We start from the raw sequence: 24,096 nt of genomic DNA, 5'->3' as shown, positions 1-24,096 counted from the left end.
GGGCACCCGGGCGGCGGCGAACATCCCGGCGGCGGGCAGCATACCCGGGGGCCGCGGTGACCGACCGTAACCGCATCACAATGACCGCCCCTCCCTTGGGGGGCGGTCCTCCTCGAAGTCGTGGCGGGGCCGGACGGCTGCCGTGGGTGCATGGCGGCGTACGCGATATCCGGGCGACCGGCTGACCGGCCTCTGGATTGGTTCGTCACGCGTCCCTGACGCCCGGATTGGGGGTATAGACGTGTACCCCCATTAGGGGTATAAATGGCTCATGCCTAAGATCAACGTGTATCTGCCGGACGATCTCGCCGAGGCGGTCAAGGAGGCGGCTCTGCCGGTGTCCGCGATCTGTCAGCGGGCGCTGGAGCAGGCGGTCCGCCGTGTGGCCGCCATCCGGGAGAGCGTCATCGGCGATTTCGAGGTGGACGACCCGCGGTTGTCGCACTTCACGTCCAGGACGCGGGCCGTCTTCCGGCTGGCGCTGGAACGGGCCAGGGCCGAGGGCGCCTCCGGCGTCGGCACCGAGCACCTGCTCGCCGCGATGCTGGCCGAGGGGCAGAATCTCGCCCTGCACGTCCTGCGGGCCATGGAGATCGAGCCCGCCCTGCTCGAACGCGACCTCGCGAGCCGCCCGTCCGCACCCGCCGGGGCGGCCGGCCGGGAACGGGCCGGGGACGAGGGGGCGCGGAAGGACGGCCCGAGCCGGTTCGACGCGTCCGCGGCGGGCGCCCTCGAACTGGCGGTCACCGAGGCCCACGCGCTGGGGCACAACTACATCGGATGTGAACATCTGCTGCTCGGTCTGGTCGCGGAGCCCGACGGAACCGCCGGGCACGTGCTGCGGGCGCGGGGCGCCGAGCCCCGCCTCACGCGGCGCGCGGTCGCCGCGGCGCTCGCCGGCTACGTCCACCTCCGGGCTCAGGGACAGGACGCGTCCCAGAACGCCTCTCAGAACCTTCCCCAGAACGCCGCGCAGATCGTGGCGGCGGTCGTCCGTCAGGAGATCGCTCCGCTCCTTCAGCGTGTCGAACGGCTCGAGCGGCACGCCGGAGTCGCCGCACCCGGCGAGGGCGACGCGTCGTGACCGGTCGCGTGCTGCTGCTCGCGACGGGCGACGTCATGGCGTACGCCCGCCACACCGGCCGCCCGGGGCTCGCACTGGCCGCCGACCTGCTGGCGGCCGTGCCCGGGGATCTCGGCGTGGAGGTCGTGACCGAGGACGTGCAGGCCGAGCCGAGCTGGGACACCTCGCCCTCCACCATGCTGCGGCTGGCCCGGCGTGCCCGGTCGGCCCTGCTGAACGAGGGGTTCGACGGTGTGGTCGTCACCCACGGCCTGGACACGATCGAGGAGACGGCCTTCCTCGCCGATCTGCTCGCCGGGCCCGCCGCTCTCCGCGGTGGCATCGTGCTGACCGGCGCCGTGCGCGGGCTGGACGAGCTGTCGAGCGACGGCCCGCGCAACCTCGCGTCGTCTCTGGTCGCCGCCGCCGATCCCGCTCTTCGCGGCGCCGGCGCGGTGGTCTGCGTGAACGACGAACTGCACGCGGCCCGCTGGGTCACGATGACCGACGCGACGGGCGTGGCGGCCATGTCCTCGGCTCCCGCGCCGATCCTCGGCCGGGTGGTGGACGGGCGGGCCGAGCTGACGGCCGTACCTCCGCCGCGGCCCCCCGCCGCGCGGGGAGAGCCGGAGACCCACGTCGCGCTCGTCAAGACGTACCCGGAGATGGACCCCGTGCTCCTCACGTCCGTCGTGGACGCCGGGGCCAGGGGAATCGTGCTCGAGGGCACCGGCGCCGGGAACGTCCCGATCACCCTGTACGCGACCATCAGTGAGCTGACGGAGTGGGACATCCCCGTGGTGGTCGCCTCGCGGTGCCGCACCCGGCCGGTCCCGCTGGACGACCTTCCACTGGGCCTGGGACTGGCCCAGTGGAAGGTCGGCGCCGTCGGGGCACGCGGACTGACGGCGGTGAAGGCCCGCTACGCCCTCATGGTGGCGCTCGGCGGGGGCGGGCGGCGGGCCGTCCGGGACTGGTTCGCCGGCCTGTGACCCTGTCAGGTGCGCCCTTGGTTCGCCGGCGCCCAGGTGTCCTCCGGCCCGGGCGCGTTCTCCGGCTGCGACGGCTCGGCGTTCGGGCCCGTGGCATGGCCGGTCACGGCCCGAGAGGCCGCGGCGCCGGCGATCGGCGGGCAGCCGGAGACCGGCAGGCGCAGCACGAACTCGGCGCCGCCGTGCGCCGACTCGGCCGCCACGAGGGTGCCGCAGTGGGCGCGGGCGATGTCACGGGCGATGGCCAGGCCGAGCCCGGTGCCTCCGATGCCTCGGCTGCGCGCCGAGTCCGACCTGGCGAACCGCTCGAAGACGCGCTCTCGTTCGTCCACCGGGACGCCTGGCCCGTCGTCGCCGATCCGCAACTCGACGAAGCCGGCGTCGCGCCGCAGCCCGATCTCCACCACGCTGCGGGCGTGCCGCTGGGCGTTGTCGAGCAGGTTGGTCAGCAGCCGGGCGAGATGACGCGGAGCGGCGTGCATCCTGACCCCGTCCGCGAGCCGGAGGCGCACCGGTATCCGGTCCGTCCGGCGGGCGACCTCATCCCTGACCAGCTCCGACACGTCCACGAGCGTGCGGTCCGGGGCCGTCGCCCCCACCTTCGCCAGCAGGAGCAGGTCGTCGATGATCGCTTCCAGCCGTTCCACGTCGAGCAGCGCGTCCTTGAGCAGCGACCGCAGGTCGGTCTCGTCGGGGTGAAGCTGCGCCTCCTCCAGCTGCGTGCGCAGGCCGGCGAGAGGAGTGCGTAGTTCGTGGGAGGCGTCCGCGGCGAACTCGCGCTGCCGCCGCAGCGCCCGCTCGGTGATTCGCTTGGCCTCCTCGATGCGGGCGAGCGTGCTGTTCACGGTGCGGGCGAGCCGCCCGATCTCGTCGTCCCCGGCCGGTACGGGCACCCGGGTGTCCAGGTCGTTCACGTTGACGGCCGCCAGGTCGCTGCGGATCGCTTCGACGGGCAGCAGGGTGCGCCCGGCGACCTTCCAGGTGGCCCAGGCGGTGAGAAGCACGAGCGCGGCGACCTCCACGGTGAAGAGCAGGTCGAACATCGCGACGGGCGTGAACCCGTCGACGGGACGTCCCGCGTAGACGACGGGGGAGTCCGAACCCGGCGTCACCCGCAGCGCCGACAGACGCAGGCAGCCGATCCCGTAGTGCGGACAGGCCTGCAGATCCTGCATCGGGTCCTGCTGTGACGGCCAGAAGGAGCTCAGCGGGGCCATCCCCCGGGCGGCGGGCGACGCGGCGAGCACCCGCCGGTCGGGAGCCACCACCTGGACCAGGTCGATCCCGGCCACCTGCGGGGTGATGCCGCCGCGGAAATGACCCGTACGCCACGCGGCGGCAGTGAGCGCCGCCTCCTGCCGCGCGTCGAGCCAGACCGCGGTGGAGAACGCCTGCCGGGCCAGAATGCTGCCCAGGATCCCGGTCGGGATCAGCAGCAGGGTGGCGAGCGCGGTGACGAGAACCGTGACGCGCCCCCGGATGGAATGAGGCCGCAACCTTCGCAGTAACGGTGGGCCGCTGACTTTCATCGCCGTCCTCCTCGCGATGACATTCCCCTACGGCACGTGGCTGGCGGCGGCTCACGATCGTCCACGTGGCCGGCCGAGTGCCCTGTGCCTGTGTGACTTGAGAGGTCAGCAACGGCAGGCGGATGATCGCTGAAGCGTTCTGCCTGGTCAGGCCGCTACTTTTCGGCTTCAGCTCACGCTAGCACCAGACTTGAAGAACTCAACTGAATGAATTATTCAAGTTTGTTCCTGTGATCGACGTCAGCCGGTTTCCGGTAGGCGCCGGCGGGAACTCGCCGGAAATCCTGATCGTTACCAGTGCGGTGGAGTGGCGCTCCCACTTGTAGGGGCACCGCTCCTCGGGCACCATCCCCACTAGGCCGCGCAGCGGCTGATCAGTGAGTCGCGTCCTGGAGGAAGCGAATGGAGAGTAAGAACCCCATATTCAGTCGGCGCGGGGCGGCTGGTCAGCAGGCGTGGGCCGGTCCCACGCCCAGCGTGCAGCAGCTGAACCAGATGTACGCCACGCCCTCGTACGCTCCCCCGGGAGCGCGGACCATGACGATCGACGACGTCGTGGTGCGCGGCTTCATGACCCTCGGCACGCTCGTCGTGTCGGCGGCCCTGGCCTGGTACCTCGACCTCGGCTGGGGGCTCGCGGCGCCGGCGATGATCGTGGGCCTGATCCTCGGGCTCATCGTGTCGTTCAAGCAAAGCACGAACCCGGCGCTGATCCTCGGCTACTCCGTGTGCTACGGCCTCGCCATCGGTGTGCTGAGCCACATGTACAACGAGGCCACCGACGGCATCGTCCTGCAGGCCGTGCTCGGCACGATGGTCGCCTTCGGCGGCACGCTCGCGGTGTACACGCTGAAGATCTTCCGGCCGACGCCGAAGTTCGCCAAGTTCGTGATCGCCGCCGGGTTCGCCGCGATCGGCCTCATGCTGCTCAACTGGATCGGGAGCCTCTTCCTTCCGGGAGGTTTCGGCCTGCGCGCCGACACGCCCCTCGGCTGGATCTTCAGCGTCGCCATGATCCTGCTGGGCTGCTTCTTCCTGCTGCTCGACTTCAGTGAGATCGAGCAGGGAGTGCGGGCCGGCGTGCCGGAGCGCTACTCGTGGCTGATGGCCTTCGGCCTGACCCTGAGCCTCGTCTGGCTCTACCTGGAGATCCTCCGCTTCATCAGCTACTTCACAAGCAACGACTAGCCGTACGAGCGCAAGGGGCGCCATTCCTTCGGGAGCGGCGCCCCTTTGTCGCTCTATATCAGGATCCGGTGATCGCTGCCGTAACTTTTGATCAACATCTTGTAACAAATCAATGCCGCTGAGGGCTTGTCAAGCGCGGAGCGGTGATGCACTGTGACACAAAGCAGCCTTTTCCGTGGAGGTGCCCATGTCGTTGAACCACTCACCGGAGACCCAGACCAAGCTGATCGCCCGTGTCCCGTCCATAACCGGGCGCGACCTCCCAGAGTGGTTCGAAGCCATCGACAACGGCCCGTCGTTCCTACGCTGCGAAGAGCGGGCCAACTGGCTCGCCGACGAGCACGGGCTGAGCCACGGCTACGCCGCCGCGATCGTCCTCGAGCACGAACGGCGCCGCCGCTTCTAGCGACCGATCCGAGCGCGGGCGGGGCAGCATCGTCCCGCGTCCACAGCACGCAGCAGCAGCGAGCCGCGAGCGGACACGCTCGCGGCAGCCGGGTTAGCTCCCGGCGACCACCCGTCCCGAGTAGCGTCCAGAGGCAGCAGTGATGCGCCCGCGCCGATCCGGTGCGGGCGCATCATTGTTCTATGGATCTCGACAAGGCGCGTGAGTTCGTCAGGAACAACCACCGAGCGGTCATGCTGACCCGGTACTCAGACGGAAGGCCGCAAACCTCGCCAGTGACCGTCGGCTGCGACAAAGACGGCTATATCGTGATCAGCAGCCGCGAGACGGCCGTCAAGACCCGCAACCTGCGGGAGAACCCGCAGGTCGTGCTCACCGTCATGACCGACGCCTTCTATGGCCAGTGGATGCAGATCGAGGGCACCGCCCACGTCGTCTCGTTGCCGGACGCGATGGAGCACCTGGTGCAGTACTACCGCGACATCAGCGGCGAGCACCCGGACTGGGACGACTACCGCGCCGCGATGATCCGGGACAAGCGAGTGATCATCCGGGTTGAGCCCACCCGCGCGGGCCCCGACTACCACGGCTGAGTCCGTGCCGGTCCCGGCGCGCGCCGGGACCGGCGTCGGCTTCTCCGATCAGGACAGCCGCTCCAGCACCATCGCCATGCCCTGGCCGCCGCCGACGCACATCGTCTCCAGCCCGATGGACTTGTCGTGGAACCGCAGGCTGTTGACCAGCGTGGAAGTGATGCGGGCTCCGGTCATGCCGAACGGGTGGCCCACCGCGATGGCGCCTCCGTTCACGTTGAGCCGCTCGATGTCGATTCCCAGCTCCTGATAGGAGGGGATCACCTGCGCGGCGAACGCCTCGTTGATCTCGACCAGGTCGACGTCGCCGATCGACATGCCCGCGCGGGCGAGGGCCTGCCGCGACGCCTCGATCGGGCCCAGCCCCATGATCTCGGGCGACAGGCCGGTGACGCCGGTCGACACGATCCGGGCGAGCGGGGTGATGCCCAGCTCGGCGGCCTTGGTGTCGCTCATGACGATCACCGCGGCGGCGCCGTCGTTCAGCGGGCAGCAGTTGCCCGCCGTCACCGTGCCGTCCGGCCGGAAGACCGGCTTGAGCTGCGAGACCGCCTCGTATGTCGTGCCGGCCCTGGGGCCGTCGTCCTTGCTCACCACGGTGCCGTCGGGCAGCGTCACCGGAGTGATGTCGCTCTCCCAGAAACCGTTGGCGATGGCCTTCTCCGCGAGGTTCTGCGAGCGCACGCCGAACTCGTCCTGCTCGCGCCGCGAGACGCCCCGCAGGGCCGCGACGTTCTCGGCCGTCTGGCCCATGGCGATGTAGACGTCGGGCAGCGCGCCGTCCTCGCGCGGGTCGCGCCACACGGGCGCGCCGCCCTTCGCGGTCTCCTCCGTCCGCGCCTTCGCCTCGTCGAACAGCGGGTTCTGCGCCTGCGGCATGTCGGAGCTGCCGTTGGTGAAGCGGGAGACGGTCTCGACCCCTGCCGAGACGAACACGTCACCCTCGCCGGCCCTGATGGCGTGGAACGCCATCCGCGTCGTCTGCAGAGAGGAGGAGCAGTAGCGGGTCACGGTGGTGCCCGGCACCGTGTCGAGCCCGAGCATCACGGAGACCACGCGCGCCATGTTGTGGCCCTGCTCGCCGCCGGGGAGCCCGCAGCCCAGCATGAGGTCGTCAACGTCGTTCGGGTCGAGCTGCGGCACCTTCGCCAGCGCGGCGCGGATCATCTGCACGGTCAGGTCCTCCGGGCGGATGTCCTTGAGTGACCCCTTGAAGGCGCGGCCGATCGGCGAACGCGCGGTCGCCACGATGACTGCCTCGGGCATGTGACTCTCCTGCCTGATCTCGTGCCCCTCCACCAGGGTTCGCGGGGCCTCCTCCCCGGAGGTTACCCCTCGGTACGCCCCTCGCCACGTCTCGGACCCCACGCACCAGAACTTTGTACTGATGCACAGTGTTGCCCGCTTCACTGTCGGGGCGCTCACTCCCGCCGGGTCGTGCCGGAGGCGCGCCAGGGGCAACGCCCTCGTCACGTGCTCGCTCGTTCCTCGCTGCGCGCGTTCCTCAGTCCAGACACCGGCGCGCCCCGACGGCTCGCTCGGTGTTGCCCGCTTCGCTCGTCGGGGCGCTCACTTCCGATGTCTTCCCTCGTCGTTCGGGAGTTCGTTCCTCACTCCCTCTCTCCTCAGTCCAGACTGGCGGCGCGCCCCGACGGCTCGCTCGGTGTTGCCCGCTTCACCGTCGGGGCGCTCGGTGTTGCCCGCTCAGCCGTACATGCCGGGGGTGGTGGCGGTGCCGTCGTTGAGGGCGTGGAGACCGCCCTTCTCGTCGCGCCACAGGCGCCAGCCGTTCTGGCTGCCGGTGAACCAGGAGGGCGGCGCGGAGGAGGAGTCCTTACGCTTGCCCGTGGCCAGGTCGAACTCGCACAGCGCCGCGATCGAGTAGAACCCGGGGATCATGCCCCGCAGCGGCAGCGGCTTGGGGTCGGTCACGCAGAACGACCAGCCGGTCGCGCCGCTCACCGGGGTCGGCTCGCCGGTGCTGAGGTCGAAGACCGAGCCGGGCGCGTCGCGCTTGAGGAAGCCGAGCTTGTTCATCTCGGGCGGGAAGGCGAGCCACCAGCCCGATCCGGGCACCTGCGTGGGCGTGATCTGCCCCAGGACCCGTCCGGTCTCGGCGTCGAGCCGGGCGAACCCGCCGTACTGGCCCTGCTCGTCGACCGGCCGGACGACCGGCGCGTACGCGGGGTTCCCGCTGGGGTAGACGCGGACGACGGACGGCCGCATCCAGTCGACGGCGCCGTCGGCGAGACGCGCGGAGAACAGGCCGAAGGTCGAGGTCTCCTTGGTCTGGGGATTGGTGTAGGGGGCGACGTACCCGATGATCTTGTCGCCCGTCGCGCCGAACGCCCAGCCCCCGCTCAGGTCGACGCCGGGGCCGAGGGCCTGCTCGATCGGCAGCTGCCAGACGGTCTTGCCGTCCTTGAGCGTGCGGGCCTCCAGCACCGGGTGGGAGGCGAGCCTGAGCAGGACGACCTTGGCCGTGTCGGACCACTCGACCTCGGCGATGCCGGGCAGGCGCCACTTCACGGCGCCGTCACGGGGGTCGAGGACCACGACGCGGGCCGACGAGAGCGCGGTGTCCTCCGAGACGCAGACGTACGGCCCGCAGCGCTGCGGCCCGAAGGTGGACCGCACGGGCCTGACCCACTTCTGCTGCCCGGTGCGGGCGTCCCTGGCCACCAGGGTGGCGCCCTTGTGACCGGCCGCGGCGGGGTCGAGCGCGACCACCACGGCCTGCCCGCCGCCGGTCTCGACGGTCGAGGGAGCCTGCACCCCCATGCCGGGGAGCCGCCCCACCATCGTCGCGGGATGCGCCCACAGCCGTCGGCCGGTGGCGAGGTCGAGGGCGACGGTCTCCAGGGAGCCGTCGGGCCGCATGGAGGTGGTGGCCGCGACACCCCCTCCGGTGGTAGGCCGGCTGACCGCGTTCACCTGCGTGTTCTGCCAGGCCGGGGTGTCTTTCGCGGCCTCGTCGCCACCGGAGCAGCCGGTGAGGGCGCCCCCGGTCAGCAGGGCGGTCGCGGCGAGTGCCAGAGCGGGTTTCACGTGGGTCAGCTGGGGCCGGATCATTTCGCTCCTACAGGGGGTGATGGCCCGGCCGCGGCAGGTAACCGGCTCTAGGCGTCCGGGAGCGGCCCGGGTCTCCGCCGGAGCAGCGCCGCCCATCGTCCATGGGGGCCGACCGCCCGGCCGGCGACACGGGTCGCGGTGACCTCGGTGCCGGGTTCCTCCACGGCCATCGCGGCCAAGAGGTATTGCGATCCTTCGACGCGCACGGGTTCCGGCTCGGGCCACAACCCCAACGCAGCGCATACAGACGGTAGCACTGCGTACGCGGCTTGTAGGTAACCTCGGGCAGATGGATGAAAACGATCAGGTCCGAACATCTCGGCCGGGTTCGCGTCGAACTCGGGTCCGAGCAGGTCGGCGAACGCCACGGTCCGGCCGCCCGCCTCGATGACGGCGACCGTCTGAGCCGCGGCGAGCTGCCGCGACCAGCGCCGGGTGACCCACCGGAGCGGCTGCGCGATCGGGCGTACGGTGCCCAGATCCGGGCAGGTTCCCACGACCACCTGGGCCCCGGCCTCGCGCAGGCGGCGTACCGCCTTCTGCAGGTGCCGTACGGCCCGGGCCGGCAGGGTCGCCGTCGTCACGTCGTTGGCCCCCACGAAGACGACCGCGATCTCCGGCCGCGTCTCCAGCGCGCGGTCCACCTGGACGCCGAGGTCCACCGACGCTGCGCCCGACCGGCCGGCCACGGTGAGGCTGACCGGGCGCTCGGCCACCGCCGCGAGCCCGTACGCGATGCGGACGGCCGGGGTGTCCTCGGGGCGGGTCATGCCGAGGCCGACGGAGAGGGAGTCGCCGAGGACGGCGATGCGGATTGGCTCCCCGGGGTAGGCGCCGTACACGCCGTCGGCCTTCGGGCCGTCGAGGCCGTGCGGCTGCCCCACGATGCGGCGGGCCACCATGGCCTCGGCCATCAGCAGGCCGTACGTGACCGCTCCGAGGGCCGTGAGCCCGCCGCCGCCCAGGGCGGCGGCGGTGGCGATGCGCCGGGCGGCGCGCGCCGCGCCGGATGTCCAGACCACCCGCCCTCCCCACGCTCACGGTACGGTTTGAAGTAAGAAATTAGCCGAGTTCCGGCCACCCCTACCGGGACCCCGGCTGACGGCAGGCTGACAAGCTTCGGCAACAAGGTGGTCATCGCGGTGCGCGTACACGACTCGCTGATCGAGCTGATGGGCAACACCCCGCTCGTCCGGCTGCGCAAGGTCACGGCGGGCGCGCCCGCTCAGGTGCTGGCGAAGGTGGAGTACTTCAACCCCGGCGGCTCGGTGAAGGACCGCATCGCGGTGCGGATGATCGAGGCGGCCGAGCGGAGCGGCGCGCTCAAGCCCGGCGGCACGATCGTCGAGCCGACCTCCGGCAACACCGGCGTTGGGCTGGCCATCGTGGCGCAGGAGAAGGGCTACCGCTGCCTGTTCGTCTGCCCGGACAAGGTCGCCCAGGACAAGATCAACGTGCTCCGGGCGTACGGTGCGGAGGTCGTCGTCTGCCCGACCGCCGTCTCGCCGGACCACCCCGACTCGTACTACTCGGTGTCGGACCGGCTGGCCCGCGAGATCCCGAACGCCTGGAAGCCCGACCAGTACTCCAACCCGGAGAACCCGGCGAGCCACTACCACTCGACGGGCCCGGAGATCTGGGAGCAGACCGAGGGAAGGATCACCCACTTCGTCGCGGGCATCGGCACCGGCGGCACGATCAGCGGGACCGGGAAGTACCTCAAGGAGATCTCCGATGGCCGGGTGAAGGTCATCGGGGCCGACCCCGTCGGTTCGGTCTACTCCGGCGGCACCGGCCGGCCGTACCTGGTCGAGGGCGTGGGCGAGGACATCTGGCCCGTCACGTACGACACCTCGATCTGCGACGAGATCATCGCGGTCTCCGACAAGGACTCGTTCGGCATGACCCGCAGGCTCGCGCGCGAGGAGGCGTTGCTGGTCGGCGGATCGTGCGGGATGGCCGTGGTGGCGGCGGTGCGGGTGGCCCAGGCGGCCGGGCCCGACGACGTCGTGGTCGTGCTGCTGCCGGACGGCGGCCGCGGCTACCTGTCGAAGATCTTCAACGACGAGTGGATGGCCGACTACGGCTTCCTCACAGAGACGAGCGATGAGGGCCTGGTCGGCGACGTGCTGGGCCGCAAGACGCCGGGGCTGCCGGAGTTCGTCCACGTCCACCCGCACGAGTCGGTGGGCACCGCGATCTCGATCATGCGGGAGTACAACGTCTCCCAGCTTCCGGTGATGAAGGAGGAGCCGCCGGTCATGGCGGCCGAGGTCGTCGGCTCCATCGTGGAGCGCGACCTGCTGGAGGGCCTCTACCGCGGCCGGGTGCGGTCCGAGGACGAGATCGGCGGCCACATGTCCGCACCGCTGCCCATGATCGGCTCCGGTGAGCCGGTGGCCCGGGCGGTCGAGGCGCTGGAGAAGGCCGACGCCGCCGTGGTCCTCGACGACGGCAAGCCGGTCGGCATGGTCACCCGGCAGGACCTGCTCGCCTTCCTGGCCAACCACTAGCAAGCAGTTCGAAGAACAACGGGCTTCGGGCGCGGGCGGATGCCCGCGCCCGGCGCACTACCGCGAACCGCTGGCTCCAGAGCGGAGACCTCGAGTGATCACGGTCATGTCCGCGTCTCAAAACGGAGTGCGCCGCGCAGCAGAGGGCGTGCCGCCAGGGCGACGAGCACCGCGGCGAGGACTCCGACGCCCGCCATGGCCACGGCCCTGGCAACGGCCCAGCTGAGCCACTGAACCTGGTAGACGTCCACGGTGGCCAAGACCACCACCGCAACTCCCGCAACGGCCGCCACCACGCAGACGGGCAACGCGGCGATGACCGCCTGCCGCACGAGCACCTCTCCCAGCGCCCGCTCCGGCACCCCGGTAGCGGCCAGCGCGGAGAACGAGCGGCGAAGGTCGATCAGTTCCTCCGCCTGGTGCACCACCAGGGCGACCGCCGAGATCACCAGTGCCACCAGGAGCGCGACGTCCACCAGGGCGTGGGCCTGGGAGTAGCCACCGCCGGCCTGCTGGGCCCCGGCCCCCGCGCCGAAGAACACCGTCAGGCTCACCACGGACAGGGCCCTGGCCCACGCCCGCGGATCCGCCTCGACCAGCCGCGCGGCCAGCAGCGCCTCCGCCGAGCGGGCCCGCCGACCGGCCCGGCGGGCGTACGCTCTGATCGCCCAGGTCGCGGCCAAGGTCACGCCGAACAGCAGCAGCACCAGCCCGGCCGCCATGGCCACCACGGACCCGTACGTGCTGACGAGCGGAAAACGGCCCTTCACCACGGCTCCGAGGACGAAGAAGCCGACGCCCGCTCCGAACAGGAGCAGGTCCCCCACCTGCGGCCCCCGCACGCGCGCACGACGGGCCACTCCCAGCGGGGAGGCGACAACGTGACGGCCGGCGCGTGCCCCCGACAGAACCCCGCCGAGCGTCACCACAGCCACGACCACCGGCACCTGCGGCAGCGGCCCGGAGAGATGTGTGACCACGTAGAGCGCGCCGCCACCCAGCGACCCGCCCAGTGCGAGCACGCCTCCTTCCAGGGCACCCAGCCGCCGCACGTCACCCGGCGTCGCCCCCGCCAGCCGCAGGGCGGCCAGCCGCCGCTCCCTGGTGGCCGAGGCCAGCCGATTGGCCTGGTGGACCAGGCCGGCGACCGGCACGGCCAGCAGGGCCAGACCGAGCCCCTTGAGCGAACTACCCTCAGCCTGGTAGTCCGCCAGGCTGACGGCCAGGCAGACCAGGAACGTCGCCACCGCTGCGCCCGCGGCGACCAGCCGGGCGCGCACCCGCTCGGCCCGCGAGCGTCCCCTGTTCAACATCCGCAGCACGGTGATCACCGGTGCGCACCTGCCAGCACTGCTCCGTCGCGAAGAGCGATCTCCCGGTCGGCGTAGGCGGCCACCCGGTTGTCGTGCGTCACCAGGATGACGGCGGTACGGCTGGCGCGGGCCGTACCGATCAGCGCGTTCATCACCTGCTCGCCGCCGAACGTGTCCAGCGCCCCGGTGGGCTCGTCGGCGAAGACCACGCGCGGACCGGTCACCAGCGCCCGCGCGAGGGCCACCCGCTGCCGCTGCCCCCCGGACAACTCACCGGTGCGCTGGTCGGCGCAATCGGACACCTCCAGCCGGGCCAGCCACCGCGCCGCGACGGTCATCGCCTCCTGCCTGCCGTGCCGGTTGAACAGCAAGGGCAGCGCGACGTTCTCCGCCGCGGTCAGCTCGGGCACCAGCTCGCCGAACTGGAAGACGACACCGAAGCTCTCGCGCCGCAGTTTGGTCAACTCCGCCTCGGGCAGCGTGTCGATCCGCCTGCCGTCCAGGACGACCTCGCCGGATTCCGGCCGGACGATCCCGGCCAGGCAGTGCAACAACGTCGACTTGCCCGCGCCGCTCGGCCCCGTGACGGCGACGATCTCGCCCTCCGCGATCGTCAGGGAGACGTCGGTCAGCGCCCTGGTCCGGCCGAACGACTTGCCCAGAGCTCTGGCTTCAAGCATTGCTGTGCTCCTTCATCCGCGCGAGCGCGGTCTCGATCCAGCGCAGGTCGGCGTCAAGGTGCTGAAGCGCGTAGTCGGCCGCCAGCACCTGGGCGGGCGCACCGGACGCCTTCTCGGCGGTCAGCTCCCGCATGCGGGCGAGGTGCGCTTCGCGTTGCCGCACGAGGTAGGCGTCGGCGGCCTTCCCCGCGACGGCGACCCGGGCGAACAAGGGGCTGGCGACATACGGCGCCGACGGCTCGACGGTGTTCAGCCACCGCTCCAGCTCTGCCTTGCCGTTCTCAGTGATCGCGTACAGGGTGCGTTCAGGGCCGCCCTCCTGCTGCGTCTCGGCCACCTCCGCCAGACCGTCGCGCTCCAGGCGTTGCAGCGTGGCGTAGACCTGTCCGTACGCCAGCGGCTTGGCGCCGGCGAGACGATGATCGTGCTCCTTCTTGAGCTCGTAGCCATGTTTCGGGCGCTCGACGAGGAGACCAAGTAGCACATGACCAGTTGTCATAATCGCGACTATACATTGAGTGAATAGTCGCCAAAAGAGAGACCCTGGCGATTGCCGCCGCCCTGCCCGGACTCCAGCCGGATGACCTGCGCGGCAGGACGCCGAACCACAGAGCCGAGTCACGTGCGAGCTGATCCGCATGTCGGCGGTCTTGCGCGAACGGTCGCGTTTCTCCTGCGGATACGCTCGAGGCCATGAACGAAGGTTTCGAGACGCTCGCCATCCACGCGGGCCAGGAGGCGGACCCGCACACGGGTGCCGTCGTTCCTCCCATATACGCCGTGTCCACCTACAAGCAGGACGGCGTCGGCGGCCTGCGGGCGGGCTACGAATACAGCCGGTCGGCCAACCCGACCAGGACCGCCCTCGAGGAGGCGCTGGCCGCCGTCGAGGGAGGCGCGCGCGGGCTGGCCTTCGCGTCGGGCCTGGCCGCCGAGGACACGCTGCTGCGGACCGTCTGCAAGCCGGGCGACCACGTGGTGATCCCCGACGACGCGTACGGCGGGACCTACCGGCTGTTCTCCCGGGTGCTCCAGGAGTGGGGGGTCTCCTTCGACCCGGTGCCGCTCGGCGACCTGGACGCGGTTCGCGCCGCCGTCCGGCCGGAGACGAAGGCGGTCTGGGTGGAGACGCCCACGAACCCGCTGCTGAACGTCGCGGACATCGCCGCGCTGGCGGACGTCGCCCACGATCGGGGCGCGGTGCTCGTGGTGGACAACACCTTCGCCTCGCCGTACCTGCAGCAGCCGCTCAGTCTGGGCGCGGACGTGGTGGTCCACTCGACGACCAAGTACGTCGGCGGCCACTCCGACGTGGTCGGCGGAGCGCTGGTGACGCGGTCGGCGGACCTCGGCGAGCGGCTGGCCTACCACCAGAACGCGATGGGCGCCGTGGCCGGGCCGTTCGACGCCTGGCTCACGCTGCGCGGCCTCAAGACGCTGGGCGTGCGCATGGACCGGCACTGCGACAACGCCGAGCGGGTGGTCGACCTGCTGCTGTCGCATCCGAAGGTCGTCCAGGTCCTCTACCCCGGCCTGCCCGAGCACCCCGGCCACGAGGTCGCGGCCAAGCAGATGCGGCGCTTCGGCGGGATGGTGTCGTTCCGCGTCGAGGGCGGAGAGGAGGCCGCCGTCGAGATCTGCAACCGCGCCGAGCTGTTCACGCTCGGGGAGTCCCTCGGCGGCGTCGAGTCGCTGATCGAGCATCCCGGCCGGATGACCCACGCGTCGGCCGCCGGGTCGCCGCTCGAGGTTCCCGCCGACCTGGTACGTCTGTCGGTCGGCATCGAGACCGTCGACGACCTCCTGGCCGATCTCTCCGAGGCACTGGGCTGAGAGTCACCGCCCGCTCCGCGCCCTGTCTTATGTGTCTACTGGGCGCTTCGCGCCCTGTCTAATGGGGGCTCCGCGCCGGGGCCGTACGCTCCGGCGCGGCGGGGCGGGCAGGAGACACCCAGCGTTCGCACAGCAGGACGCCGAGTGCCGCTGCGGTCAGGACGGCGCCCGCCACGGTCACGCTGCGAACGCCCGAGTGGTCGATGAGCGCGCCGCCGAGCAGCGAGCCGCCCGCGATGCCGATGTTGAAGGCGGAGCCGCTGCCGGCCGAGGCGATGTCGGTGCTGCCGGGGGCGACCTGCAGCGCGCGGCTCGCGATGGCCGCCGCCAGCGCGCTGAACGACATGCCGGTCACGCAGAGGGCCACCACCGCCACCGGATGCACGGCGCCGAAGGCGTACAAGCCCAGCAGCGCGCACGTGATGAGGGCCAGCGGCCCGGCGAGAGCGGTCCTCGGCCGGCTGTCGAGCAACCGGCCGACCACGATCGTTCCCGTGACCCCGGCGATCCCGGACGCGAGGAGCAGCGGGCTGAGCGCGGCCGGGGCGAACCCGCCGAACTCCAGCAGGAACGGCGTGATGTAGGTGTACGCCGTGAGGTAACCGCCCACCCCGATGACGGTGGCGACGATGAGCAGCGCGTAGCGGCGAGCGTCCGGGGTCGCGCCGCGCCCGGGTTCGTGGCTGTCTGGGCCTGCTTGCCGACGGCCCGGCATCAGCGTCGCCACGGTCACGCACGTGACGAGGCCGACGGCGGCGGCCAGGGCGAACGCGGCCCGCCAGCCGACCTGCTGGCCGAGCCAGGTGCCGGCCGGGACGCCGAGGACGGGCCCGAGGGAGCTGCCGATCGACATGCGGGCGATCGCCCGTCCCCGGATCTCCGGGGGGAACATGGCCGCCGCGGCCGGGGTGGCGACCGACCAGAACAGCGCCTGCGTGGCCGCGACCAGCAGCCGGGCGGCCAGCAGCGTCGGGTAGTTCGGCGCCACGGCGGTCAGCAGCATCCCCGCGACGAACACGGCCAGCGTGGCGGTGAGCAACCTGCGCCGCGGCACCCGCTGGGTCAGCCGGGTGAGGGGCAGCGACGCCAGCACCACGACCGCGGCGTACCCCGTGACGAGCAGGCCCGTCTCGGACGGCGACCGGTCCAGATCGGTCGCCATCACCGTGAGCAGCCCGATGGGCAGGACCTCGGCGGTGACGTAGGTGAAGGCCCCGACGGCGAGGGCGACCAGCGCCCACGCCGCGCGGCGTTGCGTCGTAAGGTGCACCCGCTCCTCTTTCCCCCGTTTCCGGCCAAAGACGTTTTACCGGACATTCGGGAGAAACAGGGAATTCTAGGGGTTGAAGAAGATCATTAGGAAGAGGATGACGAGCCAGATCAGGGCACTGATACCGGCCAGTGCGGCGATCCGCCCGGTCTGCACCTTGGCGTCGTCCTCCGGCGACTCGCTGGACAGTGCCGCGATGGCCGTACGCTGGTCACGCTCGACGATCACCAGCAGGACGGCCGCCACGACGAACAGGGTCATCGACACCGACAGGTACGGCGCGCCGAGCGCGCCCCGGTCGATGGCGAGGCCCAGAAGCAGGCCGAACAGGAAGACGCCGATCGTGAGCAGGCCGAACAGCCGGGTCGCGCGGTGCAGATACCGCAGCACGCCCACCTCCCGCGCACGGATGTAGCGCGGGGTGACGCTCGTGACCGCCGTGAGCGGACCGAGCGCGAAGATCGCGAACCCTATGTGCAGCCACAGCAGCAGATGGTCGAGAGGCGACATGGGCAGAGGCTATCCTGACCGATCGGCCCGCAGTCGGCCTGACGCGCTCTTCGCGAGCGCGTCGGACGCGGGCGCGCGCCGGCGCCGGAGCGCCGAGAGGTCTACTTCCGGCGACGGGGGCGGTTGTGGACCGCCATCTCGAACAGCACCGTGGTGACAACCATGAGGACGACGAGGCCGACTGCTGCGAACATGGGAGCGCTCCTTCCACCGGCATGTGGAACGACCAGCGCGAACAAGGGGATGCCTGTCTATCGTCCGCCGATTGCGACCCGGTCGGCAACGGATTATCGATCTCACGGACCACGGCCGCCGTCTCCCCGCGTGCCCGCTGTCCGCCGCTTCTCCGGCCTCCGTCAGTCCTGCGGCTTCGGACGCGCCCCCGAATCGTGCCGATGTCCCTAGCCTGCCCGCACAGCGGACGGCGAACCGCCGGGAGTGCCCGCGGGCCACACTCCTTTTCGGAATTCCTCGCTCGGGGCCTGCCACCCGGTTTCCGCCGGATCCAAAAGATCTTATTCTGGAGTGGGACCGTTGTATCTGCTCGATAGAAATACCTCGTGGAGGTCGGCATGACAGGAATCGCCCTGATCGCCGCAGCGGCGGACGCATCTACCTCACTGGGTGAGCGAATCTATTTCGCCGCGGTTCTCGCGATTCTGGGTGGAGCGTTTCTCACCATGGGGCGAATGGGGGCGCGCAGGACCTTGGCGCCGAACGCTCTCTTCGGCATTCGCACCAAGCGAACAATGCACAGCGAAGCGATCTGGTATGACACCCACGCTCTGGCCGCGCCGTGGGCCCTGGCCGCAGGCGTCGTCGCGCTCATCGGAGTCGTCCCCGCTCTCCTGCTGAACGAGGATCTCGCCGTCGTCGTCCTGCTGCTGTCCGTGATCACCAGCATCCTCGTTCTGGCGGTGGGATCGATCATCGCGGTCAGGCGGGCCTCCGAGATGTCGCAGGAGCCGAATGGGAAACGTGCGGGTTGATCCGGCGTCTCATCGAGGAAGCTCGTCTCCTCGGCCCGGCCGGCGTCGGATCGATGAAGGCGTGGTGCGATAGGGCATTCGTCTCCGCCTGGGGCGGCGCAGGTCCGCACGGATATGACGACACTGTCGAAACCCTCGTGCAGGTTGAAGAGCGGATTTCCCATTGACGTGCTCTGAGAAACTCGAAGGTTTTCGTCTCCCGTCCGCGAGTGCCGCCGCGGCCGCGGCCAAGTGTCAGCGGGTGCGGCGGGCTCGGAGGAAGTCGCTGACGACGTATTCGCCGAGACGGTCCGCGTCGGGGGAGAAGACGCGGCCGCCGTTGCGCCGGGCGACCTCGTCGACGAATTCGCGCAGCCGGTCGTCGGCGGCGAGCATGAAGACGTTGATCGTCGCACGCCGCCTGGTCATCTTGTCGACCTCGGCGAGCGTCAGCGTCAGCGTCTCCTGCGACGGGGGCCATTCGAACCGGGGAGCCCCGTTGCGCATCAGGTGTGCCGTCGGCTCGCCGTCGGTCACCACGAGGACGACCGGCTCGAAGTCCGGGTGCCGGTCGAGGTGGCGGCCCGCGATCAGCAGCGCGTGGTGCAGGTTGGTGCCCTGCACCATGTCCCATTCGAGCCCGGCCAGTTCGTCGGGCCGCAGCACCCGGGCGTAGTTGGAGAATCCGATGATCTGCACCGCGTCCTGCGGGAACTTCGAGGCCACGAGCGCCTGAAGCGCGAGCGCGGTCTGCTTGGCCGCGGCCCAGGTGCCGCGCAGGGCCATCGAGTACGACAGGTCGACCAGCAGGCACACCGCTGCGGCGCTGCGGCGCTCGGTCTCCGTCACCTCGAAGTCGTCGACCGACAGCCTCACCCCGGCCCCGGTCACCCGCCCCACGGGCGACGCCCCCGTATCGGAATCCGTCACGTCGTGCCGTGTGAGGCCGTGCCGTTCCGGCGGAGCGCCGCGTCGTACGGCGTTGACCACCGTACGCACGACGTCGATGGGCTGCTCGTCGCCGAAACGCCATGGACGGGTCGATCCGGTCGGCTCCCCGGCCGTGCCCGCGTCGCGCTGGTCGTGGTCGCCCCGGCGGCCCGAGTCGAGCGAGGCGAAGACGCGGCGCAGGGCGGTCTCTCCAAGGCGGCGTACGGCCTTGGGGGTGAGCTCCAGCTTGCCGCGGTTGCGTCGCAGGTAGCCCTGGGCCTCCAGCTCACGCTCGACCTGCCGCAGTGCCTCCAGGTCGTCCACGGCCGAGCGGCCGAGGGCGCGCCGGATGGCGGCCTCGTCGACGTCGTCGAGCCGCGCGCCGGGGTAGTCCTGGCGCAGCGCGGCCTCCAGGTCGCCCAGGTCGGCCAGCTCCTGCAGGGCCGTCACGGCGTCGCCCATGCCCATCGGCTGCTCGCCGGACACCCGTTCGGGGGCGCCCCAGGCCAGGTCGGGCCGGCGGGCGTGGAGGGCGTCGCCGAGCCGGCGCATCTGCTCGGCCAGGCCCGCCTGCTCCAGCGTCTGATTGATCAGCCCGGCGAGTTCCTCCCGTTGCTCCGGGGTGAGCGAGGCGAGCAGCCGCTGCGCGGCGGCGGCGCGGCGGGCGAGCTGGTCGACCAGCTCCTCCAGGTTCCGCGGATTCTCGGGGAACATCTCCCCGTATTTCTGCATGAACCGGTCGAAGTCGTCTTGTGTGTGCTCGCCCCGGGCGTCCCGGTCCAGCATGTCGTTGAGGTCCGACATCATCTCCCGGACCCGCTCCATGGCGGTCGGGTCGCGATTGGCCAGCGCCTCGCGCATGCCGCGGAACTGGCTGTCGAGGACCTCCCTGCGCAGCAGGTCGCGCAGCTCCTCGAACGACTGCCGCGCGGCCGCGGACCGCCAGTCGTAGCCGGCCAGCTCCTGGACCGCCCGCGCGGTGTCGGTGGGCAGCGCGTCGAGCATCGCCTCCCGGAACCGGGCGTCGTCGAACGGATCCGGACTGCGTTCTCCCGGGGGGCGACCCCCGGACCCCCGCTGGAGTTCGGCCCGCTCCTGGCCGATCGCCTTGTCGAGCAGGGCGCGCACCCGCTCCAGCGTGCCGTCGAGCCGGGTGTTGTCCCGCAGCTCGCGCCGCCGCCGCCGCACCTGGCGGAGCAGGTCGTCGAGGCCGCGCCGGTCGGGGGCGCCGGGGAGCCCGCGCCGCAGCAGGTCGCGCAGCGCGTCGAGCGGCGTCGAGCCGGACAGGATCGCGTCGCCCATCTCGTCCAGCGCCGAGCGCACGTCGTACGGCGGCGCGAGCGGGTCCGGCCCGTCGTGATACTCCCGGTAGAAGTAGGTCACGTCCGATACACCGTGCCGCCGTCGGTTTCGTCCTTGGACAGCCTGCGCATCAGGTACAGCCCCTCCAGCGTGAACTCCAGCGCCGCGGCGGCGTGACCGGGCGACTCGTCGCCCTCGCCCATGCCGAGCCTCGCCATGATCTTGGACAGGCCCTCGACGCGTCCGATCCTGCGCAGCAGCTCGTGGGCCGCCACCAGCTCGCCCGACTCGACCTGGGCGCCCTCGCCGAACCTGTCCAGCAGCGGCGCGAGATCGGCCCCGCCGAGCGAGGCGCGGAAGGTCTCGGCCGTCGCGCGGCGCAGCAGGTGGGAGAGCACGTCGATCTCCCGGCCCTCCTCGCTGACCTCGAACTCGACCTTGCCGCGCAGTGTGTGGACCACGCCGGGCAGGTCGCACACGCGCGTGACGGGCCGTTCCTCCCCGGTCAGCGCGGCCCGCCGTACGGCGGAGGCGGCGGCGGTCTCGGCGGCGGCGATCGAGAAGCGGGCCGACACGCCCGAGCGGGAGTCGATCGCGGTGGACTCGCGGACCAGGCGGGTGAACCGGGCGATCACCTCCACCAGGTGGTCGGGCAGATCCGCGCCGAGGGCGGCGAGGTCGGCCTCCTGGCGGATCAGGACCAGCTCGTCCTCGACCGTACGGGGGTAGTGGGTGCGGATTTCCGCGCCGAAGCGGTCCTTCAGCGGGGTGATGATCCGGCCCCGGTTGGTGTAGTCCTCGGGGTTGGCGCTGGCGATCAGCAGGATGTCGAGGGGGAGCCGCAGGTTGTAGCCGCGGACCTGGATGTCGCGCTCCTCCAGCACGTTGAGCAGCGCCACCTGGATGCGCTCGGCCAGGTCGGGCAGCTCGTTGACGGAGAAGACACCCCGGTTGGTCCGGGGGACCAGGCCGTAGTGGACGGTCTCCGGGTCGCCGAGCGTGCGGCCCTCGGCGATCTTGATGGGGTCGACGTCGCCGATCAGGTCGCCGACGGAGGTGTCGGGGGTGGCCAGCTTCTCGCCGTACCGGTCCTCGCGGTGCTTCCACGCGACCGGCAGGTCGTCGCCGTGCGCGGCCGCGAGCCGACGGCACCGGACGCAGACCGGCGCGTACGGGTGGTCGTTGATCTCGCAGCCCTCGACCACGGGCGACCACTCGTCGAGCAGCCCGGTGACGGTGCGGATCAGGCGGGTCTTGCCCTGGCCGCGCTCGCCGAGGAGCACGAGGTCGTGACCCGCGATCAACGCCCTCTCCAGGTGGGGCAGGACGCTGTCGTCGAAGCCGACGATGCCGGGGAACCGTGTCTCGCCGGCCCGCAGCCGGGCCAGGAGGTTCTCCCTGATCTCGGCCTTGACCGTTCGGTATCGGTGTCCACTCTCGCGCAGTTCACGCAGAGTGCTGGGGGCAGGCGTGGGCGATTTGTGCACGCAGTCGAGCCTACGTCCCCATCGGACGATCCTGCAGCCGGGTTTGGGAGACACGGCTGCGGGACGCCTGGCCCAATTGGCCGGGCGGCCCGTGCGTCGTCCTCCGTTCAGTGGGGAGAATCGGCCCAAGGAAACAGTCGCGGAGGAAGAGAGGGCGAGACATGGCGGTATTGACGAGCCGCTTCGCCGACGGTCTCGCCGTGGGCGCGAACCTGGTGGAAGCGGCCGAGACGGCCGTACGCCAGGCGTTGGCCGGCCTGTCGGGTCCGCCAGACCTGGTGTGCTTCTTCATCTGCGGGGACGATCCCGACGACGTGGACAGGGCGGGCCGGCGGGCGATGTCCGTGGCGTCCGGAGCCGACGTGATCGGCTGCAGCGCGACCGGTGTCATCGGGCACGGCCAGGGCGTGGAGCTGACCCCGGCCGTGAGCGCGTGGGCGGCCTCCCTCGGCGGCGCCAGGATCGACACCTTCGCCCTGGAGACGCTTCGGACGGAGGACAGGTTCGTGGTCGTGGGATTGCCCGAGCGCGTCCCCGACGACCGGGCGGCGATCCTGCTCGCCGACCCCTACAGCTTTCCCACCGACGCCTTCATCGAGCACTCGCACGAGGTGCTGGGCAGCCTGCCGATCGTCGGCGGCCTGGCCAACGGGCTCCAGGGCCGTGGTTCCGTACGGCTGTTCGCCAACGGAGAGGTCCACGACTCCGGCGCGATCGGAGTGATCATCGGTGGCTCGGTGAACATCGGCACCGTCGTCAGCCAGGGCTGCCGGCCGATCGGGCCGTCCATGGTCGTCACCCGGGCCGAGGACAACGTGCTGCTGGAACTCGCGGGCCAGCCCGCCCTGGCCCGCCTGGAGGACATCGTCAGCGCCCTCGACGAGGAGGACCGCGACCTGGTCGCCGCCGGCTTACAGATCGGCATCGCGATGGACGAGTACGCCGAGCGCCACGAGCGCGGTGACTTCCTGATCCGGGGGGTCATCGGCATCGACCCCGAACGCGAGGCGGTGGCCGTCGGCGACGTGATCGAGATCGGCAGGACCGTGCGCTTCCAGGTCAGGGATGCCGAGGCCGCCGACGAGGACCTCTACGAACTGCTCGACGCCCACATGCAGCAACACTCCGGCCGGGTCGAGGGGGCCCTGCTGTTCTCCTGCAACGGCCGGGGCTCGGGCATGTTCGGCTCGGCCGACCACGACGCGCTCGCCGTGCGCGAGACGCTGGGGCCCATCGGGGTGGCGGGGTTCTTCGCCGCGGGCGAGGTCGGGCCGGTCAGCGGGCACAACCACGTTCACGGCTTCACCGCGTCGCTGCTCGTCTTCTCCAGCGGCACCGGTTTCCCGGGCGGCACGGGATTCTCGGGGGGCAGAGGTTTCCCGGGCGACACTGGTTTCCCGGGCGACACGGGTTTCCCCGGTGGTACGGGTTTCCCGGGCGGCGGGGGAGTGGACGCGTGAGCGACCTCACCCTGGCCGTCGACATCGGGGGCACGAAATTCGCGGTGGGCCTGGTGGAGCCGGACGGCCGGGTCGTGGCCGCCGAGCGGGCAGCCACCCCGCAGGGCGCCGACGCGGAGGCGCTCTGGCGGACGCTGACCACCCTGCTCGACCGGCTGGACGCGCCGGCCGCCCTCGCCGGGGTGGGCGTCGGCTGCGGCGGCCCGATGACCTGGCCGGAGGGGGAGGTGTCGCCGCTCAACATGGGCGGCTGGCGAGGCTTCCCGCTGCGCGCGAGGCTGGCCGCGCGCTTCCCCGGCGTCCCGGTGCGCATCCACAACGACGCGATCTGCCTGGCCGTCGCCGAGCACTGGCGCGGTGCCGGACGGGGAAGCGCGGCCATGCTGGGGATGGTCGTGTCGACCGGCGTCGGCGGCGGGCTGATCCTCGGCGGCCGGCTCATCGACGGCGGGACGGGCAACGCGGGTCACATCGGCCATGTGGTGGTCGACCCCGAGGGCCCGGCCTGCGGTTGCGGCGGCAACGGCTGTCTGGAGGCGATCGCCCGCGGCCCCGGTCTCGCCGCCTGGGCGCTCACCCAGGGCTGGTCCCCGTCCGCCGGCGCCTGGGGCGAGGCCGTCGTCGAAGGGGACCTTTACCAGGAGGAGGGCACGGCCACCGCGCGCCGGCTGGCCGCCGACGCCGCGGCGGGCGACCCGATCGCGCGGACCGCGATGGCCCGGGCGGGGCGGGCTCTGGGGATCGCGATCGCCTCGGCCGTCAACCTGTGCGACCTCGACCTCGTGACCGTCGGCGGCGGGCTCAGCCAGGCGGGCGACCTGTTGTTCGCACCCCTGGAGGAGGCGCTGCGGGAGCACACGCGGATGGGGTTCGCCGGGCGGGTGCGGGTCGTGCCCGCCGCGCTGGGCCAGGACGCCGGTCTCGTCGGCGCCGCCGCCCTCGTGGCGGCCGGCGGCAGGTACTGGTCGCCGGAGCGCTGAGAGCGCC

General features: G+C 71.4%; 21 protein-coding genes. 10 read left to right on the top strand and 11 right to left on the bottom strand.

The window, feature by feature from the left end; genetic code table 11:
* Positions 1 to 271 precede the first annotated feature (271 nt).
* Together AB0O28_RS26985 and AB0O28_RS26980 are read left to right on the top strand one after the other, a co-directional pair.
* Positions 272 to 1,084 (top strand): Clp protease N-terminal domain-containing protein, encoded by an 813-nt coding sequence (locus AB0O28_RS26985; protein ID WP_363644802.1) that lies wholly within the window; start codon positions 272 to 274, stop codon positions 1,082 to 1,084.
* Entirely contained in the window at positions 1,081 to 2,055 is a 975-nt protein-coding gene (locus AB0O28_RS26980; protein ID WP_363644800.1) for an asparaginase, read from the top strand. Before AB0O28_RS26985 ends, AB0O28_RS26980 begins: the two co-directional genes overlap by 4 nt.
* A 5-nt stretch (positions 2,056 to 2,060) precedes the next feature.
* Here the strand turns inward: AB0O28_RS26980 and AB0O28_RS26975 are convergent, their stop codons facing one another.
* Positions 2,061 to 3,551, bottom strand: coding sequence for an ATP-binding protein (locus AB0O28_RS26975; RefSeq protein ID WP_363644798.1), 1,491 nt, complete (start codon positions 3,549 to 3,551; stop codon positions 2,061 to 2,063).
* 435 nt (positions 3,552 to 3,986) lie between these two features.
* Here AB0O28_RS26975 and AB0O28_RS26970 point away from each other — a divergent pair, with 435 nt between their 5' ends.
* The 3 genes from AB0O28_RS26970 (at position 3,987) to AB0O28_RS26960 (ending at position 5,771) form a co-directional block, all read left to right on the top strand.
* Positions 3,987 to 4,772: a Bax inhibitor-1/YccA family protein gene (locus AB0O28_RS26970; protein WP_363644796.1), complete on the top strand. Its 786-nt coding sequence runs from the start codon at positions 3,987 to 3,989 to the stop codon at positions 4,770 to 4,772.
* Positions 4,773 to 4,959: 187 nt separating this feature from the next.
* Positions 4,960 to 5,178, top strand: a complete 219-nt coding sequence (locus AB0O28_RS26965) for a DUF4287 domain-containing protein (RefSeq protein ID WP_142619963.1) — start codon at positions 4,960 to 4,962, stop codon at positions 5,176 to 5,178.
* A gap of 182 nt (positions 5,179 to 5,360) precedes the next feature.
* On the top strand, positions 5,361 to 5,771 hold the full coding sequence (locus tag AB0O28_RS26960; RefSeq protein WP_363644794.1) for a PPOX class F420-dependent oxidoreductase: 411 nt from the start codon (positions 5,361 to 5,363) through the stop codon (positions 5,769 to 5,771).
* Between the two features lie 48 nt (positions 5,772 to 5,819).
* Here the strand turns inward: AB0O28_RS26960 and AB0O28_RS26955 are convergent, their stop codons facing one another.
* From AB0O28_RS26955 to AB0O28_RS26945, 3 genes are all read right to left on the bottom strand, one after another.
* Entirely contained in the window at positions 5,820 to 7,037 is a 1,218-nt protein-coding gene (locus AB0O28_RS26955; protein WP_363644792.1) for an acetyl-CoA C-acetyltransferase, read from the bottom strand.
* A 438-nt stretch (positions 7,038 to 7,475) separates the two neighbouring features.
* Positions 7,476 to 8,843, bottom strand: coding sequence for a PQQ-binding-like beta-propeller repeat protein (locus tag AB0O28_RS26950; RefSeq protein ID WP_363644790.1), 1,368 nt, complete (start codon positions 8,841 to 8,843; stop codon positions 7,476 to 7,478).
* Between the two features lie 47 nt (positions 8,844 to 8,890).
* Positions 8,891 to 9,865, bottom strand: coding sequence for an SGNH/GDSL hydrolase family protein (locus AB0O28_RS26945; RefSeq protein ID WP_363644788.1), 975 nt, complete (start codon positions 9,863 to 9,865; stop codon positions 8,891 to 8,893).
* Positions 9,866 to 9,985: 120 nt separating this feature from the next.
* On the opposite strand from AB0O28_RS26945, the gene AB0O28_RS26940 reads away from it, so the two are divergent.
* On the top strand, positions 9,986 to 11,356 hold the full coding sequence (locus AB0O28_RS26940; protein WP_363644786.1) for a cystathionine beta-synthase: 1,371 nt from the start codon (positions 9,986 to 9,988) through the stop codon (positions 11,354 to 11,356).
* Between the two features lie 104 nt (positions 11,357 to 11,460).
* Here AB0O28_RS26940 and AB0O28_RS26935 read toward each other — a convergent pair whose 3' ends face one another.
* Genes AB0O28_RS26935 through AB0O28_RS26925 form a run of 3 tightly spaced genes read right to left on the bottom strand, consistent with a single transcriptional unit; the run spans position 11,461 to position 13,848 of the window.
* A complete protein-coding gene (locus AB0O28_RS26935) occupies positions 11,461 to 12,687 on the bottom strand; it encodes a hypothetical protein (RefSeq protein ID WP_363644784.1) in 1,227 nt (408 codons plus the stop codon).
* Positions 12,684 to 13,349, bottom strand: a complete 666-nt coding sequence (locus AB0O28_RS26930) for an ABC transporter ATP-binding protein (protein ID WP_363644782.1) — start codon at positions 13,347 to 13,349, stop codon at positions 12,684 to 12,686. Before AB0O28_RS26930 ends, AB0O28_RS26935 begins: the two co-directional genes overlap by 4 nt.
* Positions 13,342 to 13,848 (bottom strand): PadR family transcriptional regulator, encoded by a 507-nt coding sequence (locus tag AB0O28_RS26925; protein ID WP_363644780.1) that lies wholly within the window; start codon positions 13,846 to 13,848, stop codon positions 13,342 to 13,344. The genes AB0O28_RS26930 and AB0O28_RS26925 overlap by 8 nt, the downstream gene beginning before the upstream one ends.
* Before the next feature lie 194 nt (positions 13,849 to 14,042).
* Between AB0O28_RS26925 and AB0O28_RS26920 the strand changes: the two genes are divergently transcribed.
* Complete coding sequence (locus tag AB0O28_RS26920; RefSeq protein WP_363644778.1) at positions 14,043 to 15,182, top strand: cystathionine gamma-synthase; 1,140 nt, start codon at positions 14,043 to 14,045, stop codon at positions 15,180 to 15,182.
* Positions 15,183 to 15,240: 58 nt separating this feature from the next.
* On the opposite strand, the gene AB0O28_RS26915 is transcribed toward AB0O28_RS26920, so the two are convergent.
* Both AB0O28_RS26915 and AB0O28_RS26910 read right to left on the bottom strand, forming a co-directional pair.
* Complete coding sequence (locus tag AB0O28_RS26915; RefSeq protein ID WP_363644776.1) at positions 15,241 to 16,452, bottom strand: MFS transporter; 1,212 nt, start codon at positions 16,450 to 16,452, stop codon at positions 15,241 to 15,243.
* Between the two features lie 66 nt (positions 16,453 to 16,518).
* Entirely contained in the window at positions 16,519 to 16,962 is a 444-nt protein-coding gene (locus AB0O28_RS26910) for a hypothetical protein (RefSeq protein WP_363644774.1), read from the bottom strand.
* Between the two features lie 572 nt (positions 16,963 to 17,534).
* On the opposite strand from AB0O28_RS26910, the gene AB0O28_RS26905 reads away from it, so the two are divergent.
* Positions 17,535 to 17,951 carry an SdpI family protein gene (locus AB0O28_RS26905; RefSeq protein WP_363644772.1) on the top strand — a complete coding sequence of 139 codons (417 nt, stop codon included), beginning with the start codon at positions 17,535 to 17,537 and terminating at the stop codon, positions 17,949 to 17,951.
* 234 nt (positions 17,952 to 18,185) lie between these two features.
* Here AB0O28_RS26905 and AB0O28_RS26900 read toward each other — a convergent pair whose 3' ends face one another.
* Positions 18,186 to 20,243 (bottom strand): hypothetical protein, encoded by a 2,058-nt coding sequence (locus AB0O28_RS26900; protein WP_363644770.1) that lies wholly within the window; start codon positions 20,241 to 20,243, stop codon positions 18,186 to 18,188.
* Positions 20,240 to 21,649 carry a sigma 54-interacting transcriptional regulator gene (locus tag AB0O28_RS26895; RefSeq protein ID WP_363644768.1) on the bottom strand — a complete coding sequence of 470 codons (1,410 nt, stop codon included), beginning with the start codon at positions 21,647 to 21,649 and terminating at the stop codon, positions 20,240 to 20,242. The genes AB0O28_RS26900 and AB0O28_RS26895 overlap by 4 nt, the downstream gene beginning before the upstream one ends.
* Positions 21,650 to 21,810: 161 nt before the next feature.
* Between AB0O28_RS26895 and AB0O28_RS26890 the strand changes: the two genes are divergently transcribed.
* On the top strand, positions 21,811 to 23,109 hold the full coding sequence (locus AB0O28_RS26890; RefSeq protein ID WP_363644766.1) for an FIST N-terminal domain-containing protein: 1,299 nt from the start codon (positions 21,811 to 21,813) through the stop codon (positions 23,107 to 23,109).
* Positions 23,106 to 24,089 (top strand): ROK family protein, encoded by a 984-nt coding sequence (locus AB0O28_RS26885; RefSeq protein ID WP_363644764.1) that lies wholly within the window; start codon positions 23,106 to 23,108, stop codon positions 24,087 to 24,089. The genes AB0O28_RS26890 and AB0O28_RS26885 overlap by 4 nt, the downstream gene beginning before the upstream one ends.
* Positions 24,090 to 24,096: the final 7 nt, after the last annotated feature.

This window comes from Microbispora sp. NPDC088329 (assembly GCF_040685655.1).
In the GTDB taxonomy this organism is placed as follows: domain Bacteria; phylum Actinomycetota; class Actinomycetes; order Streptosporangiales; family Streptosporangiaceae; genus Microbispora.
Note: the sequence above shows the minus strand (reverse complement) of the source record. Positions and strands in the feature narration are given on the sequence as shown.